11 protein-coding genes are annotated in these 16,941 nt (G+C 70.6%); all 11 read left to right on the top strand.

All coding sequences use genetic code 11. From position 1 onward, the window contains the following. Positions 1–16 precede the first annotated feature (16 nt). The 11 genes from WMF11_RS03470 to WMF11_RS03520 all read left to right on the top strand — a co-directional run bounded on the left by WMF11_RS03470 (position 17) and on the right by WMF11_RS03520 (position 16,872). Complete coding sequence (locus WMF11_RS03470; RefSeq protein WP_437976405.1) at positions 17–1,186, top strand: hypothetical protein; 1,170 nt, start codon at positions 17–19, stop codon at positions 1,184–1,186. 14 nt (positions 1,187–1,200) lie between these two features. Further along, positions 1,201–2,313 carry a PEGA domain-containing protein gene (locus tag WMF11_RS03475; RefSeq protein ID WP_437976406.1) on the top strand — a complete coding sequence of 371 codons (1,113 nt, stop codon included), beginning with the start codon at positions 1,201–1,203 and terminating at the stop codon, positions 2,311–2,313. Between the two features lie 32 nt (positions 2,314–2,345). Further along, positions 2,346–3,911: a hypothetical protein gene (locus WMF11_RS03480; RefSeq protein WP_437976407.1), complete on the top strand. Its 1,566-nt coding sequence runs from the start codon at positions 2,346–2,348 to the stop codon at positions 3,909–3,911. Between the two features lie 550 nt (positions 3,912–4,461). Further along, entirely contained in the window at positions 4,462–5,235 is a 774-nt protein-coding gene (locus WMF11_RS03485) for a PEGA domain-containing protein (RefSeq protein WP_437976408.1), read from the top strand. A gap of 249 nt (positions 5,236–5,484) precedes the next feature. Further along, a complete protein-coding gene (locus WMF11_RS03490; protein ID WP_437976409.1) occupies positions 5,485–6,996 on the top strand; it encodes a PGRS family protein in 1,512 nt (503 codons plus the stop codon). 996 nt (positions 6,997–7,992) lie between these two features. Continuing rightward, on the top strand, positions 7,993–8,514 hold the full coding sequence (locus tag WMF11_RS03495) for a hypothetical protein (protein WP_437976410.1): 522 nt from the start codon (positions 7,993–7,995) through the stop codon (positions 8,512–8,514). 20 nt (positions 8,515–8,534) lie between these two features. Continuing rightward, the gene (locus WMF11_RS03500; RefSeq protein ID WP_437976411.1) at positions 8,535–10,103 is read left to right on the top strand and encodes a PGRS family protein; all 1,569 of its coding nucleotides are present in this window, start codon (positions 8,535–8,537) and stop codon (positions 10,101–10,103) included. Between the two features lie 861 nt (positions 10,104–10,964). Next, a complete protein-coding gene (locus tag WMF11_RS03505; protein ID WP_437976412.1) occupies positions 10,965–11,729 on the top strand; it encodes a PP2C family protein-serine/threonine phosphatase in 765 nt (254 codons plus the stop codon). Between the two features lie 1,263 nt (positions 11,730–12,992). Beyond that, positions 12,993–14,675: an L-aspartate oxidase gene (locus WMF11_RS03510; RefSeq protein WP_437906978.1), complete on the top strand. Its 1,683-nt coding sequence runs from the start codon at positions 12,993–12,995 to the stop codon at positions 14,673–14,675. Continuing rightward, on the top strand, positions 14,672–15,634 hold the full coding sequence (locus tag WMF11_RS03515) for a CPBP family intramembrane glutamic endopeptidase (protein ID WP_437976413.1): 963 nt from the start codon (positions 14,672–14,674) through the stop codon (positions 15,632–15,634). The genes WMF11_RS03510 and WMF11_RS03515 overlap by 4 nt, the downstream gene beginning before the upstream one ends. Then, a complete protein-coding gene (locus WMF11_RS03520; protein WP_437549454.1) occupies positions 15,631–16,872 on the top strand; it encodes a patatin-like phospholipase family protein in 1,242 nt (413 codons plus the stop codon). The genes WMF11_RS03515 and WMF11_RS03520 overlap by 4 nt, the downstream gene beginning before the upstream one ends. Positions 16,873–16,941 lie beyond the last annotated feature (69 nt).

The raw sequence follows: 16,941 nt of genomic DNA on the forward strand, positions 1-16,941 counted from the left end.
AGGAGAGAGGTCTTCGATGGGCAGCAACAAGGACAGCGACGACATCCGGCAGTACCTGCCGGACCTCGAGAGCATCCGGCGGGAGGCGGATCCTGAGGTTGCGGAGCAGAAGCTGCGGCAGGCGCAGAACAACCCGGAGCTGGACCGTGCGCTGTCGGAGATGCAGCAGCAGAAGGCGACGGGACAGCCGCTGTTCCAGTTCCCGGTGGTGCCAGCGCTGGGGAAGGAGCGAACGGGGCCTCCGCCGTTTCCGGGGCAAGCGGCGCGGACGCCGCTGCCGGTGCAGGCGGTGCCGCCGCCGTATCCGGTGCCGGGGCCGCAGCAGGCAGGGGCGTACGGGGCGGGGGCGCCGCAGCACGGGGCGGCGATGACGCAGCAGGTGCCGGTGCTGCAGCAAGGCGCGACGGCGGCGCAGCGCACGGCGGCGCAAGGCGTGCCGGTGCAGCAGGGCGCGCCGGTGCAGCACGGGGCGGCGATGACGCAGCAGGTGCCGGTGCTGCAGCAAGGCGTGACGGCGGCGCAGCGCACGGTGGCGCAAGGCGCGCCGGTGCACCAGCACGGCGCGCTGGTGACGCAGCGAGTGCCGGTGTTCGGGGGCGCGGCTGCGCCGCAGCGGTCGCCGGTGCAGCAGCAGGGCGTGCCGGTGCAGCAGCCGGGAGCGATGGCGCCGAGCCAGTGGGCGGACCGAGCGCTGCCGCCGATCGACAAGGCGCTGCTGCCGTCGTCGTTGCTGCCGGTGACACCGCCGCCGGTCGCGGTGCCGAAGGCGTCGGCAGCGACGCCGGCGACTGGAGGGCGCCGGCAGTGGATGCCGACGTGGCTGATGGTGGTGCTGGCGGTGATCGCAGTGAGCAGCCCGTTCGTGCTGGCGAGGATCCTGGGGCGAGGGGAGCCGCCGACAGAGCCGGAGCCGGCGCCGCCGCCGAGCGGGGCGCCAGCGCCGAGCACGCAGGCGCCGCCGGAGGCCTCGGAGCTGTTGCCACCGGCAGCGCCGGCACCGCCGGAGGCGGTCGAGCCAAGCCTCGATGACACCGCGACGGCGAGCCAACCGCCAGCGCCGCCGGCGCCGCCAGCGCCGGTGTCGCCTGTGCCCGCGCGGCCGACGGGTGTGGTGCCGCATCGACCGCAGACTCCTGCCGCGCCTGCGCCTACGGAGCGGCCACAAGACGAACGATGGATGGAGTGAGACCGCGTGGAGCCATGATGATGACCAGCCGATCGCTTGCTGTAGTGCTGACCGTTGCGACCTTGATGGCCGCCCCTGACATCGCTGCCGCGCAGCCGGCGGCGCCGCCTGTCGCGCCGGGGACGGCGCCTGCCAGCGCCGCCGACGCGACGAAGCGTGCCGAGGCGCTCGTCGACAAAGCGAAGTCGCTCTATCTGGAGGGCAAGTACCACGAAGCCGAGGAGGCGCTGCGCGTGGCGTGGGAGCTGAACCCGACGTTCGACGTGGCGTACAACCTCGGAAATACGGAGTACCAGCTGAAGAAGCACAAGGAAGCAGCGACGTACCTGTCGTTCGCGCTGAGACACTGGCCGCTGCTGAAGGGTGTGGCGAAGCTGAAACCGAATGCGGAGAAGTGGCTGGCGGAGTCGCGAGCGCATGTGGGCGCGCTCAAGGTGTCGGTCACCGTGGCGGGAGCGGAAGTGCTGGTGGACGGCAAGGGCGTGGGACGGGCGCCGCTGGAAGGGGAGGTGTTCGTCGACCCCGGCGAGCACCGGGTGGAGGCGACGCATCTGGACTACGAGCCAGCGAGCCAGACGGTGGGCGTGGCGAAGGGAGGGACGGCGGAGGTGAAGCTGGCGATAACGCCGGTGAAAGCCGCGCCGCAGGCGTCGGTGGGCGTGAAGACGGAGGGGGGGGCGAACGGGTCGTTCGCGGGGGCCGGTGGGCCGGCGGTGGCGCAGCCGCTGGCGCCGGTAGAGCCGCCGCCGGGGAAGAACTGGGTGCCGGTGATCGCGCTGGGGGCGGCGAGCGTGGTGGGGCTCGGCGTGGGGATCGGGACGACGGTGGCGTCGAACAACGCGAGCGGGGATGCCCACACGCAGAGCACCGCGATCATTGAGGCCGGTGCGCAGTGCGTGAGGCCTGAAGCGTCGTGGGTCGGGCCATGCGAAAAGGTGCGGAGCGACGCATCGCGTGCCGACACATTGGGGAACGTTGCTCGGGTCGCATACATCGCTTCGGGCGTGCTCGCGATCGGTGCAGTGACTTATGCGCTTTGGCCGAAGTCGAAGCGCACGGAGCCAACCCTTGTTCTGCCCGTGGTGCACTCGAGTGGTGCGGGCTTGGCCGTGATGGGGGCTTGGTGATGGACTTCCGAAAGGCAAAGCACGTGCGGAACATGCGCAAAGCGGTGGGCGGGTTGACGTTCGTCTTGGCGGTAGGGGGGTGCGATAGCTTCTGGAGCCACCTCGCGGACGACTGCGAGCTCCTGGTTACGTGCGGTCATTTCTATCCGTCAGGCACCGGAGGCAGCGTGCCGAACCCGGTATGCGAGGCTGATCCGACGCAGAACGCGAGCACCGTGACCGACGAGTGCGCTGTGTTCGTGAGGGCGACGGCAGAAGCGGGGGGAGATGGGACGAAGGCGAAGCCGTACGCGTCGCTCGCGGAGGCGGTGGCGAACGCGGACGGCAAGCGGGTGCTGGCGTGCACTAGCGGGGCGTTCGCGGAGAGCGTGACGATTGGGGCCAAGGTCGAGGTGATCGGAGGCTTCGACTGTGGGGCGGAGTGGACGTGGAGCGAGGAGGCGCGGAGCGCCATCGAGGGGCCAGCGGGCGCGGTGGCGCTCACAATGACGGAAGGCGCGAGCGGGGCGAAGCTGAGGAGCTTCGCGATCCGCGCGGCGAGCGCGACGGAGCCGGGCGGGTCGTCGATCGGCGTGGCGGTGGCGGACGTCGAGGCGGAACTGGCGCAGGTGGATGTGACCGCGGGCGATGCGATGGACGGCGCGAACGGCGAGCCGCCGACGGAGGCGCCGCAGGCGGGGACGAGCGCACCGGCAGAGCTGTCGAATGCGTGCAATACCGTTGTCTTCGGCGGCGAGCCCGGTGTGACGACGTGTGAGGACGGTGAGACGCGCGGGGGCGTCGGTGGGCTCGGCGGGATGACGGGTACCGACGAGGGTAACGGACAGAAGGGGGCGGATGGCGCGCCGTTGCCGGAGCCGAACCCCGGCGCGTCCGGGCTAGGCGGCACGGGGCAGACGGATCCAGACGGCGACTGCAAGCCCGGCACAGTCGGGAAGAGCGGAACTCGCGGCATGGCTGGCGTGGCCAGCAGTGACACGACGCTGACGCTGGCCGGAATCGAGGGTGGCGACGGCGGCATCGGCATACCTGGAACGCGTGGTCAAGGGGGAGGTGGCGGCGGAGGTGCGAAAGCAGGGCTGTTCTGCGGGCCCTCAGCGAACCCGATGGTTGGTCCTGGCGCCAGCGGCGGCGGAGGCGGCGCTGGCGGCTGCGGCGGCAAGGGAGGCGGAGGCGGAAGGGCCGGCGGGTCGAGCATCGGGATCGTGAGTCTCGGGACGAAGCTTGTGCTGACCGACGTCACCGTTGCGGTGGGCAAGGCGGGCAAGGGCGGAGATGGAGTCGCCGGACAGAGCGGGGCCAACGGTGGGGCTGGTGCCTCCGGTGGAGCAGCATCGGGGGTGTCCCCCTCCATCCCCGGCTGCAAAGGCGGGGATGGCGGCCGAGGCGGAGCGGGCGGTCCCGGTGCAGGCGGTCGAGGCGGGCATGCGGTAGGACTTGCGTACGCAGTGTCGCCGGGAGCAGCGGTGACGCTGTCGAACTTCGTGGCGGGCACAGTGGGCGAGGGCGGCGTCGGTGGTCCGGGAGGCAACGCCGGCGATCTGGGGACAACGGGCGAGTGCTGGGACTTCGCGGGCAATGCGAGCTGCGGCCAGTGAAAGTCGACGATGGTTGGGATGAAATGAGAATTTCAGCGAGCTGAAAGCAATGCGGACGAGCGCGGAGCTCCGCGATCAGCTGAGCTGAAGGAGGCGACAAGAAATGGTTGGACGCACCCCGCGCCGGGGTGATAGGGACTCTTTTGTCGCGGAAACGCGGCACGGTGGGCTGCCCGGCGCTGAAAACTTCACCACCCTGGAGTGGATCGCAAGAGGCGCGGGCGGAGGGACCGATGATCTGCTGACTGCTTCTGCGTCGGGCCGCAAACCCGGATACCATCCTACGGTCGCTGAAGGCAGCCCGGCAGCAGATCGCTTTTTCGTGGCGGGGGAGCCGCGGGGCGCGAGGGGGCGGACGCGCCGCTGCGCTGGACGCGGAGTGGCCGTCGTGACCGAGACCCCTCCCGTCCCGCGCGTAGCGCGGGGCGTGGGAGGGGCGGACCGCGCGCAGGCCCGTAGGGCCGAGCACGGGCCGGGGGTGGGCAGCTATCTTCTCGCTGCTCTTCTGTGCTGCGCGCCAGCGCGTGCTGCGTGGGGCGAAGAGCTCGGGGTGTCGTCTGCCACGGCGTCAGACCCGTATTTCGAAGCGGAGCTGGAGTCGGCGTGGGAGCTGAACCCGACGTTCGACGTGGCGTACAACCTCGGAAATACGGAGTATCAGCTGAAGAAGCACAAGGAAGCAGCGACGTACCTGTCGTTCGCGCTGAGGAACTGGCCGCTGCTGAAGGGTGTGGCGAAGCTGAAGCCGAACGCGGAGAAGTGGCTGGCGGAGTCGCGGGCGCAGGTGGGCGCGCTGAAGGTGTCGGTCACCGTGGCGGGAGCGGAAGTGCTGGTGGACGGCAAGAGCGTGGGGCGGGCGCCGCTGGAAGGGGAGGTGTTCGTCGACCCCGGCGAGCACCGGGTGGAGGCGACGCATATGGACTACGAGCCGGCGAACCAGACGGTGAGTGTGGCGAAGGGGGGGACGGCGGAGGCGAAGCTGGCGATAACGCCGGTGAAAGCCGAACCGCGGGCGTCGGCGGGGGCGACGACGGAAGGGGGGGGCGAGCGCGGCGGGGGCGACGGCTGGTGGGCCGGTGGTGGGGCAGCCGCCTGCGGGACCGGTGGAGCCGCAGCCGCTGCCGAAGAAGAGCTGGGTGCCGGTGATCGCGTTGGGCGCGGCGAGTGCGGTGGGGCTCGGGGTGGGGATCGGGATGACGGTGGCGTCGAACAACGCGAACTCGGAGGCTCGCGCGCAGAAGGACCAGATCTTTGCCGCGGGCGGAGGTTGCCTGGAGTCGCCGTCGTTCGCAGAGAGATGCAAGGAGCTCCAGCGCTCGGGTGAGCGCGCAGGTCTGCTGGGGGATGTCGCGGTGGGCGGCTACATCGCGTCGGGCGTTCTCGCCGCTGCCGCCGTTACCTACGTCCTGTGGCCAGTGACAAGCGGCGAGAAGTCGAGAGCGCTGCTCGTACTGCCCGAGCCGCGGGTTGATGGCCTCGGCGTTGTGATGGTGAGCACGTGGTGAGTCGAGCCGGAGAACGAACGATGAGAACGCTTGGGCGAACCCTGCTTGGAACGGCTGTCGCTGTTGTATTGACTGCGAGTGGCTGCGATGGGCTCTGGTACCACATCGAGAACGACTGCGAGTTCATGCTCACGTGCGAGAAGTACCGGGGCAGGGGCAGCGAAGTCGTGCCTTCCGGGTGCGTGCCGAGCGAGATCGAAGGCGCCGTGGATGATGTTTGCGGCATCTTCGTGGCTTCCACCGGTAACGACGACAATGCCGGTACGCGTGCCGAGCCTGTCGCGACGCTCGCCGTGGCGCTCCGGCGCGCTGCCGAGGACGGGGTAGGGGTCTACGCGTGTGCCGAAACGTTCGAGGAAGCGGTTGAACTACCAGCGGGAGCGAAACTCTTCGGCGGCCTCGATTGCGCGAACGGGTGGACCTGGGTCGGCGAGACGGCGAAGACGACCGTGGCCCCGGGCGAAGAGGGGATCGCGCTGAAGGTGATGCGGGGCGAGGACCCGGTGAGGATCGAGGACATATCGGCGCGCGCGGCGGATGCGCAGGCACCGGGGGCGTCGTCGATCGCGGTGCTGGTGGATGGAGGGACGGCGGAGTTCGCGCGGTGCGAGCTGGTTGCGGGGAACGCAGCGGATGGGGCGGAGGGAGAGGATGCGCCGAGCGATGTGCCCGCGCAGGCGTCGCCTGGGAACGCCGGAGCGGATGCGTGTAGCGACCTCGATGGTACGCCGGGACCAGATGTGACGCTGTCCGGCGGCGCCCAGGTAGTCAACGAGTGCGGCGGCGAGCTGTCGATTGGCGGTGGTGGTGGTGATGGTAACGTAACCAATGGCACTGGCGGGGACGTCGGAGCGTCAGGCGCCCTCGGCGCAGCAGGTTCCGGAGAGCCGACGGCAGGCAACTGGAGCTGCGCTTCCGGTGGCACTGGTCAGGGCGGTGACAATGGTGCCGCGGGCGACGCCGGTCTCGCCGCAAGTGGCCTCGGCACGTTGAGCTCGTCGGGCTACGCGGGCGTGAGCGGCGGACCCGGCGAAGCGGGCACGCCCGGGCAAGGTGGGGGCGGAGGCGGCGGCGCGAAGGGCGGCGCGGCGATCTGCTCGGGGGCCATGCCGGGAGCAGGAGCGAGCGGAGGCAGCGGGGGCCCCGGTGGTTGCGGCGGCCTACCCGGCCAAGGCGGCGGAGCGGGAGGAGCGAGCATCGCGCTGGCGAGCGTGGAGGGGAAGGTGACGCTAAAGGACTGCGTGCTGAAGGCCGGCAACGGAGGCAAGGGAGGTGTCGGCGGCGACCTTCAGCCTGGCGGGCTCGGTGGTCTCGGCGGAGTTGGCGGCGTGGGCGTGGGCGGGTCGAAGGCTGCGTGCGCTGGCGGGCAGGGAGGCCAGGGAGGCAACGGTGGTCCAGGAGGAGGAGGCCTCGGCGGGCCGTCGTTCGCGATCGCGTACCGAGGCGAGGCGGTGAAGCAGGAAGGGCAGACGATGCTGCAACCCGGCACGCCTGGCACTGGCGGACCTGGCGGCAGCAACAACGTGTCGGAGAACGCGGGGGCGGCAGGCACGGCGGCGGTGGAGCAGGAATTTCCGTGAGCGACCGATGAGGTAGCGGGCGGCGTCGCCGGTGGCGCCGCCCGCCGCCGCGGGCAAGCAGCGGGAGGGAGGTGGTGACGATCGCGCGAAGCGCCGTCGAAGGGGCGAGGTGTGTCCCGTAGGCGGCACGGAGGGCGGCCAGCAGAGTCCGGTGGACCGCTGCTACCGGCGAGCGATGGAGAAAGTGAAGACGACAGTACGATTCCGCGACAATCCCGCACGGCTACGCGTAATTGGGCAAAAAGCTTCAGTATCGGAAGAAAGCCCTTGGTGAATTTCATGGGGGCACAGCGAACGAGGGCGGAGACTCGGTGCCTAGTGGGGAAATATCGGCGAGGCGAGCATGAGCGGAGCATGTTGGAGCTTCATGGGCAATGCGAGCTGTGGCGAGTGAAGTGAGCAGCGCGGTGAGGATGAGTGAGAATTCTTCATAGCTGAACGCAATGCGGAAGAGCAACGGATCAGCGCTGTGCGCCGCAAGCAGCTGAGCTGAAGGAGAGACAAGAAATGGTTGGACGCACCCCGCGCCGGGGTGATAGGGACTCTTTTGTCGCGGAGACGCGGCACGGTGGGCTCCCCGGCGCTGACAACTTCACCACCACCGAGTGGACTGCCCAAGGCGCGGGCGGAGGTACCGTTGATCTGCTGACTTCTTCTGCGTCGGGCCGCGAGAGCGGATGTTATCCGACGGTCGCTGAAGGGAGCCCGGCAGCAGGTCGTTTTTGCGCAGCGGGAGAGCTTCGAGGCGCGGCCCGATGGCGGAGCCGCAGCGCCGGAGCGAGCGTCACCGTGGTACAGGGGGCCCCTCCCGTCCCGCGCGGAGCGCGGGACCTGGGAGGGGCGGACCGCGCGCAGGCCCGTAGGGCCGAGCACGGGCCGGGGGTGGGCAGCCTTCTTGTGGCCATCGTGCTGTGCTGCACACCAACGCGCGTTGCGTGGGGCCAGGAGTGCGGCTCGTCGACTGTCACTGCTTCGAGGAAAGGAGAGGCCAGGGACATGACGCCGGCCCTGGTGCTCGCGAAGGGCGAGGCACAGGCGGCGGGGGCGACGACGGAGGGGGATACGGGCGTGACGGCCGGTGCGCCGGTGGTGGAGCATCCGCCTGCAATGCCGGTGGAGCGGCCACCGCCGCCGAAGAGGAACTGGGTGCCAGTGATCACGCTGGGGGCGACGAGCGCGGTGTGGCTCGGCGTGGGGATCGGGATGACGGTGGCGTCGAGAAATGCGCGGCGCGACGCGGATGGACATCGAGCGGAGATCCGGCAGGTGCATGCACGGTGCATCGAGCCGCCGAGTGACTTGATCGACAGATGCCGCGACGTGGAGCGTGAGGCGGGACGCGCGGCTCGTTTCGGCACGGTGTCCGTGGTCGGCTATGCGGTGTCGGGGGCGCTGGCGATCGCCGCAGCCACGTATGCGCTGTGGCCTCAACGCGCCGCTTCGACGGGTCGCGCGCTGCGCGTGTTGCCGCAGACATACGCAGGCGGGGGCGGTGTCTTCGTCGTGGGATCATGGTGAGTGGAGCGAGGGTGAGCACAATGAAGAACAGGCGGCTGACGTGGTGGATGAGCTGGAGCGCCGCATCGGTGATTGCGAGCGGCTGCGACTATCTATCGACGGGGCTCGACGACGACTGCGAGTTCCTGCTCACGTGCGGTCACTTCCCGGGCGGTGATGCCGGTGGCACGCCCGAAGGGTGCATTCCGAGCGAGTCGACGTCCTCCGTGAGCGATACGTGCGGCGTGTTCGTGTCGGCGAGCGGCGACGACGCGGGTGACGGGACGAAGGCCGAGCCCGTGAAGACGCTGAGCGCAGCGATCGAGCGGGCAGCGGACAAGGGAGGCGCGGTGTACGCGTGTGCGGAGGAGTTCGCCGAGGCGGTGGAGGTACCCGCGGGTATGGGGCTGTTCGGCGGTCTCGACTGCGCGAACGGGTGGCGATGGATCGGCGAAACGGCGAAGACGGTGGTCGCGCCCGACGGAGAGTGGGTCGCGCTGAAGGTGACGCGGGGCGATGGCCCGGTGAGGATCGAGGACGTGTCGATGCGCGCAGCGGATGCGCAGGCACCGGGAGCGTCGTCGATCGCGGTGCTGGTGGATCGTTCGGAGGTCGAGCTGGTGCGCTGCGAGCTGGTCGCGGGGAACGGAGCGGATGGTGCCGAGGGAGAGGATGCACCGAGCGAAGTGCCGGCCCAGGCATCGCCTGGGAACGCGGGGACCGATGCATGTACTGATCTGGACACCTCAGGAGCACCCGATAGCATGCTACCGGGAGGAGCCCAGATCGAAAATGCGTGTGGCGGAGCGTTGTCGATCGGCGGAGGGGGCGGCGCTGGCAGGGTAAACAACGGCGATGCCGGCCAGATAGGTCAGAGTGGGCCATTTGGGGCGGCAGGTGTCGGAGAACCACCGGCAGGGGCTTGGAGTTGCGGTGGTCCTGAACCGAACGGAACGGGCGATGGCGGCGCCGACGGTACGCCGGGGGATTTCGGTAAGGCTGCGAGTGGTCTCGGCTCGCTGAGTTCATCCGGCTACAAGGGCGTGAGCGGCGGCTCCGGCAAAGCAGGCACGCCCGGGCAAGGTGGGGGCGGAGGCGGCGGCGCGAAGGGCGGCGCGGCGATCTGCTCGGGGGCCATGCCGGGAGCAGGAGCGAGCGGAGGCAGCGGGGGCCCCGGTGGTTGCGGCAGGCTACCCGGCCAAGGCGGCGGAGCCGGCGGAGCGAGTATCGCGCTGGCGAGCGTGGAGGGGAAGGTGACGCTGAAGGACTGCGTGCTGAAGGCCGGCAACGGAGGCAAGGGAGGTGCCGGCGGCGACCTTCAGCCAGGTGGGCTCGGTGGTCTCGGCGGAGTTGGCGGCGTGGGCGTGGGCGGGTCGAAGGCTGCGTGCGCTGGCGGGCAGGGAGGCCAGGGAGGCAACGGCGGCCCCGGCGGAGGAGGCCTCGGCGGGCCGTCGCTTGCGATCGTCTACCGAGGCGAGGCGGTGAAGCAGGAAGGGCAGACGATGCTGCAACCCGGCACGCCGGGCGCTGGGGGGCCTGGCGGAAGCAACAACGTGTCGGGGAACGCGGGCGCGGAAGGCACGGTGGCGGCGGAGCAGGAATTTCCGTGAGCGACCGATGAGGTCGCGGGCGGCGTCATCGCTGGCGCCGCCCGCCGCCGCGAGGTGCGGCGCAAGGAGGTGGTGACGATCGCGCGAAGCGTCATCGAAGGGGCGAGGTGTGTCCCGTAGGCGACACGGAGGGCGGCAAGCAGAGCCTGGTGGGCCGCTGCCACCGACGAGCGGCGGAGAAAGTGAGGACGACCGTACGATTTTATGACGACCCGGCCTGGCTTCGCGTAAGTAGTCGAAAGATATCGATTTCTGGACGAAAACGCTTGGCGAGCTCTTTCATGGCCGGCAGTATGCGCGCCGCTCGATCCAAGGAGCGCCCTGCCGATGCGCCGGAATTCCAGTGGAAACGATGTCCCTCCCTCCGGAAGACGCCCCAGTCCGAGCGGGATGGGGGAGTGGGAGCGGATGTGGGTGCGCAGACTGGGTCTCGAGGATGTGGAGTGGGACCCCGAGCTGCACTGCGAGCACTGCATCGCGAAGCGAGCGGCCTGGGAAGCTGTGATGGAGGAGCTTGCCGCACGGTCGGGGAACCGACCGACGCTGCGGGTGAGCCTTGGGTGGGAGAAGATTCCTCCGAGGGCGGGTAGGCGAAGCGGGCGGAGCAAGGGCCGCTGCAGGCGGCTGCTGCTGAAGATGGTGCGACTGGCGCGTCTCGTGCGCGATGATTTTTGAGCGCTTGAGCGAAAGGTCCCGTCGCGAGCTCCCAGCTCGAGCGAGCAGCCGCTGACGACCTGAGCACGCCGAGAGGGCGCACGGCGGCAGCACGCCGCGCTGGGCGACAGAACAGGAGACCGGCGCACCGCGAGCGTGGTGCGCGCTGACTCGGCTCGTCCTTGCGACGAGCGTGCGAGGTGGAGGATGGTGCGTCCAACGATCGCCATCGAGGCAGGGGCGGATGCCCTCGTGTCGAGGCGTCGTGCGAGCAACGAGGAGCGCGCTGGGGAGTTGCCTTGCCTGGGGCTCTTCCTGGTCACGGGCCGGCCTGGCGGACAGGGCGTCTCCCGCACGGCGATCGAGATGGTGCATCCCGCTGTCGACGCAGCCAGCGTGGACGACCTTGGTGCTGGTGAGATGATTGCGTCGCAGTGCCGGGACGAAGTGCGGCTCATGATGAGCCCGCGCCAAACAGGCCGCTCCGAGGATGAACGTCTGGGGCCGCGACCGAGCGGCGTGCAGGTGAGCTTCGCCGGTGTACTCCTCGCGCCAGGGGCGGCGTATATCGCCTACGCCGACGATATGCACATCTACCGGTTCCGTGGGGGGAAGCTGCAGGCGCGAACGCGTGAGGTTGCGGCGCCCGACGGTGGGGCGTTGAACGGATCCATCTCGCCGGATGCCGCAGCCGTGCTGAGGCAACTCGCCAGCGCGGCCACTCGCGCGCTCGGCTGCGACGCAGCAGTGGAAGTGACGGCTCAGGTCGAGAACACGGAGCCGGGCGACATTTTCCTGGCGTGCTCGGGGGGCCTCTGGGGTTCGATGTCCGAGCAGCGCATCGCCGGCATCCTCGCAGCGCACCGTGAGCTGCGCCTGGCGGCGAGCCTGCTGATGGAGTGCGCTCATGAGAACGGCGAGCTCGAGCAGGCAATGTGCGTCCTGGCACGTGTGGCGGGGTCTGTGGGTTGACTTCGTAAGGAGGAGCGGCGCAGAAGCGCCGGAGCGCAGCGAGGCTGTGGCGAGGCGGCCCCTCCCGTCCCGCGCGAAGCGCGGGACTTGGGAGGGGCGGACCGCGCGCAGGCCCGGAGGGCCGAGCACGGGCCGGGGGTGGGCAGCGTTCTTGGGGGGCGAACGTCGTGGCGCGAAGGGCGGGGCGGCGATCTTCCCGGGAGCCAGGCCGGGCGCCGGAGCGAGCGGAGTTAGCGGCAGACCCCGCGGCTTCGGCGGACTGCCCGGCGAAGGGGTGGAGCGGCGAGCAGAGCCCGCTGGACTGCTGATCGCGGCGAGCGCTCCAGAAAAAATGAGAGACGGTATGATTTCGTGGCAATTTCGGATGGCTGAACGTAACTCGGCAAAACGGCAACGCTGATTCGAAGAAACCCCTTGGCGAGCTCATTCGTTGCCGGCAGAATGGGCGCCGCCCGAATTCAAGGAGTCCCATGCCGAAGCGCCGAAGGTCCCGCGGAGACGACCCCCCTCCCTCTGGTAAGCGCCCCAGCTTGAGCAAGATGGGGGAGTGGGAGCGGATGTGGGTACGGAGGCTGGGTCTCGAGGACATCGACTGGGATCCTGAGAAGTATTGTATGCACTGCATCGCGGAGCGGGCCGCTCGCGAAGAGGCGGCAGCGGAGGAGCTTGCGCCGCCGTCAGGGCCCAGACTGCCCGCGTCGCAGAGCCTCTTGTGGGCGAAGAACCCACGCCTGGCAGGTGGCCCCAAAGCGCGAAGCAAGCGTCACCCCAAGTTGATGCTCGTGCCCTCGGTGCACCGCAGAAGCGAGGACTCTTGAGCGAGAGGCCCCTTCACGAAGGGTCTGGATCGAGCGAGTCGACCAGAGGGTGTGGGGGACGCTGGCTCTGATGTGCTCTCCGGGAACCTGTCGTGTCGTGCCAGAACACCGCATCTCGGGCATCCTCGCTGCGTCTCGCGAGTTGCTGCGCGAGTCGCGTCTTCGCGAGTCGCGGCTTCCGATGGATGGACTGCGCTCATGAGCTCGCGCTGCGAGCACGAGCGCGCGACGTGCGCCCCGGCGCGCGTCGACAACGGCCGAGGCGCTCCTCCATGAGCGCGATCAGCCCGTGCGCGCGCCCACACCTCGAGCAGGCTCACGCCAGCGCTCGGCTCTCCCCGGCCACGCCGGCCTCCCGCCCGAACGCCTGGCCGCAGCGCCGTCGCACGCAGGAAGCGCACCACGGCCTACCTCCGTGCGCCCCGCTCCTGCTACCCTCCTGGCCGTGGCGATAACGACCGATTTCCTCGTCATCGGTAGCGGTGTGGCTGGGCTGACCTTCGCGCTCGAGGCAGCCGAGCACGGCGAGGTGATCATCGTCACCAAGCGCGCGCGCGACGAGTCCAACACGAAGTACGCCCAGGGCGGCATCGCCGCGGTCTTCGCCCCGGACGACTCCCCCGAGGCGCACATCGCCGACACGCTCGAGGCGGGGGCAGGCCTCTGTCACGAGGTGGTCGTCGAGATCTGCGCGCGGGAGGGGCCCGAGCGGGTGCGCGAGCTCATCGCGCGGGGCGCCCAGTTCGATCACGAGAACGGTCAGGTGCGCCTCGGGCGCGAAGGGGGGCACTCCGCGCGGCGGATCGTGCACGCCGCCGACGCGACCGGCCTCGAGATCGAGCGCGCGCTCCTCGAGCAGGCCCGGCAGAACCCGAACATCCGCTTCGCCGAGCACCACACGGCGATCGACCTCATCCCGCTCTCCCGGTTCGGGGGGCCGGACATCTGCGCGGGCGCCTACGTGCTCGACGAGACCGACGCCGCGCTGAACCAGGGCAGGCCGCGGCCGCGCGACTCGGAGCGGCCAGCGCCCCGGCACCGGCCAGCCTCGAAGCCGCACGTCGTCGAGACCTACCTCGCGCGGGCGACCGTGCTCGCGACCGGCGGCGCAGGCAAGGTCTACCTCTACACGACGAACCCCGACGTCGCGACGGGCGACGGCGTCGCCATGGCCTACCGGGCAGGCGCCGAGATCGCGAACATGGAGTTCTACCAGTTCCACCCGACGTGCCTGTTCCACCCGGAGGCAAAGAGCTTCCTCGTGAGCGAGGCGCTGCGCGGCGAGGGCGCCATCCTCCGGCTGCCCGACGGGACGGCCTTCATGGCCAGCCACGATCCGCGCAAGGACCTCGCGCCGCGCGACATCGTGGCGCGGGCCATCGACTTCGAGATGAAGCGGACCGGCTCGGACTACGTGCTGCTCGACATCACCCACCGGCCCGCGAGCTTCATCCGCGAGCACTTCCCGACCATCCACGCGCAGTGCCTCCGCTACGGCATCGACATCACCGCGCAGCCGATCCCCGTCGTGCCGGCTGCCCACTACATGTGCGGCGGGATCACCACCGACCTCTACGGCAGGACGACGATCCCCGGGCTCTGGGCGATCGGCGAGTGCACGTGCACGGGGCTGCACGGCGCGAACCGGCTCGCCTCGAACTCGCTGCTCGAAGGGCTCGTCTTCGGCCAGCGCGCGGCCGCGCGCCTCGGCACCCAGATCGCCGAGCTCCGGCAGAGCCCGTTCCCCGAGGTGCCCGAGTGGCAGGTCGGCAACGCGGTCGCCAGCGACGAGGAGGTCGTCGTCGCCCACAACTGGGACGAGCTGCGCCGCACCATGTGGAACTACGTCGGCATCGTCCGGTCGGACGCCCGCCTCCGGCGCGCCGCCCGGCGGATCTCCCTGCTCCAGGAGGAGATCCGCGAGTACTACTGGAAGCACCTTGTCACCCGGGATCTGCTCGAGCTGCGCAACATCGCCACCGTGGCCGAGCTCATCGTCGGCTGCGCCTCCGCCCGGCACGAGAGCCGGGGGCTGCACACGACGATCGACTACCCGGAGACGAGCGATCGCCTCGGCACGGACACGGTCGTGAAGCGGGGCGTCCTGCCTTATCTGCGAGGTCGATGAGCGATCTGCACGGCACCCCCGACCCTCCGCCGAGCGGCGGAGGGCCCGGTCCGCTCGTCCGGCGAGGCGGCGAGGAGCGACCGATGTCGATCCCCGGGGCCATCGGCTGGACCGTGGGCGTCACCGCGCTGTTCCTGTTCCTGCTCGGCCTGATCTCCTCCTTCCGGATGGAGCCGGCGCTCGACGGCGCGGGCTCGTTCCGGGCGGCGCCGAAGCTCGACGTCATCGGCAGCTTCGCGTGCCAGGCCGCGGCGTACCTGCTCGGGCTCTTCGGCGTGCTCCAGGTGCACGCGCCCCGCGCGTCGATCCGGCAGTTCCTCGGGCTGCGCGGGACGCACGTGGCGTTCTATCCGCTCGCGATCGCGCTCGGCTTCGCGCTCGAGGGGCCGATCGCCGCGCTCTACACGGCGATCGAGGCGCGCTGGCCGTCGGGGATCGACGACGCCGAGCTCGTCCGGGTCTTCGTCGACGCGAGCGCGCCCGAGCGGGCCGCGCTCGGCCTCATCTTCATCGTGCTCGGCCCCGCGCTGGAGGAGGTCTTCTTCCGGGGAGCGCTCGCCCGCCCGCTGCGCTGGACGCACCGCGCGCCGCTCGTGATCGCGATCACGGCCGCGCTCTTCGCGGTGGCCCACGTCGGGTGGCAGAAGTTCCTGCCGATCGGGATCTTCGGCGCGGCCCTCGGCGTCCTCCGCGTCGCGAGCGGCTCGCTCTTGCCGTCCATCCTCCTCCACGGCACCTACAACGCCATCCAGTGCTTCTCGCTCCTCTCCGCGGCGGGCGCTGGGGCCGTCGACGGCGCGCCCTCGGCCGCCGGCGCCGCGCTGCCCGACGCCGCGGCGAGCCCGGTGTGGCTCGTGGCGGTGAGCTCCGCCTCTGCGCTCGTGTTGACCGCGCTCGCCTGCGTCCTCGGCCGTCGCGCCGAGGGGGCGGCCCGCGCGAGGGAAAAGGACCTCTCATGATGCCGGCGTTCGGGAGCCAAGGCGGCGGCGAGAGCCGCGCCGCGCAGATCGCAGCGGGGGACGGCGAGGGCCGCTCGTCCGGGACCGTGGACGCGAGCGGCGAGGGCCGCGCCGCCCCGCGCGCCGGGGCGAAGCGAGCGCGGGTCAGCCTCTGCTTGCCAGGGGGCGGCCTGACGGGCGCGCTCTACCAGATCGGCGCGCTCGCGGCGCTCGAGGATGGCGTCGAGGGGATCGACAACCAGAGCTTCTCGCTCTACCTCGGGCACGGCAGCGGCGCCGCGGTCGCCGCGGCCCTGGCGGGCGGCATCCCGATCGAGCGGCTCTACCGCGCCCTGCTCGATCCGGTCGACAACTTCTTCCCGCTGGAGCGCAGCCACCTCCTCCACCTCGACGTCGGCGAGTGGCGGCGCGCGCTCAGCACCAGCCTGGTCGCGCTCCGCCACGCGATCGTCCGGCTCACGACCCGGGGCGACGCGACCCCGAACGCGCCGGCGCAGCAGTACCTGTTCGAGCAGCTCGATCGCTTCAACGACTCGCTCCCCGCGGGGCTCTTCCAGCTCGATCGTTACGAGCGGTTCCTCGGCGAGTTCTTCCTGAGGCGCGGCATCCCGAACTCGTTCCGCGCGATGCCGCGGACGCTGCGCATCCCGGCGCACGACCTCGACTCGGGCGAGCGCGTCGTCTTCGGCGCCGAGGGGTTCGACCACGTCCCGGTGTCGCTCGCCTGCGCGGCGTCGCTCGCGCTGCCGCTGTTCTTCTCGCCGGTGCGCGTCGAGCACCGCCACTACCTCGACGGCGGGCTGGGCCACGTGGCGCACCTCGATCTCGCGCAGGCCGCCGGCGTGGAGCTCACGATCGTCGTGAGCCCGCTCGTGCCCGTCTCCACCGCGCACCGCCCCGTCCCGACGGGGCACGGGGTGCGCGAGAGCGTGCGCGACAAGGGCATGCTCTGGATCTTCAACCAGGCGATGCGGATCGGCGCGCACGCGCGGCTCCACCAGGCGGTGGGGCGCGCGCACGCCGAGGGCAAGATGCAGGTCCTCGTGCTCGAGCCCGCGCAGAACGACGCGCTGCTGTTCCTCCACAACCCCGCCAACCTGCGCGCGCGGCGCGCCATCCTGGAGTACGCCTACCGGACGACGCGCGAGCGCATCGCGGTGTGGATGGACAAGAACCGCGCCGTGGTCGAGGCGATGGGGTGGCACGAGGCCCGCGCGTCGGGCCTGTCGGCTGGCTGAGGCGCATCGCCCACCCGAGGGCCTGGTCAGCGGGCCCAGGGCGCATCGGCCGCCCGAGCGCCCGCTCGG

The sequence above is a fragment of the Sorangium sp. So ce295 genome (assembly GCF_051527405.1).
GTDB lineage: Bacteria > Myxococcota_A > Polyangia > Polyangiales > Polyangiaceae > Sorangium > Sorangium cellulosum_B.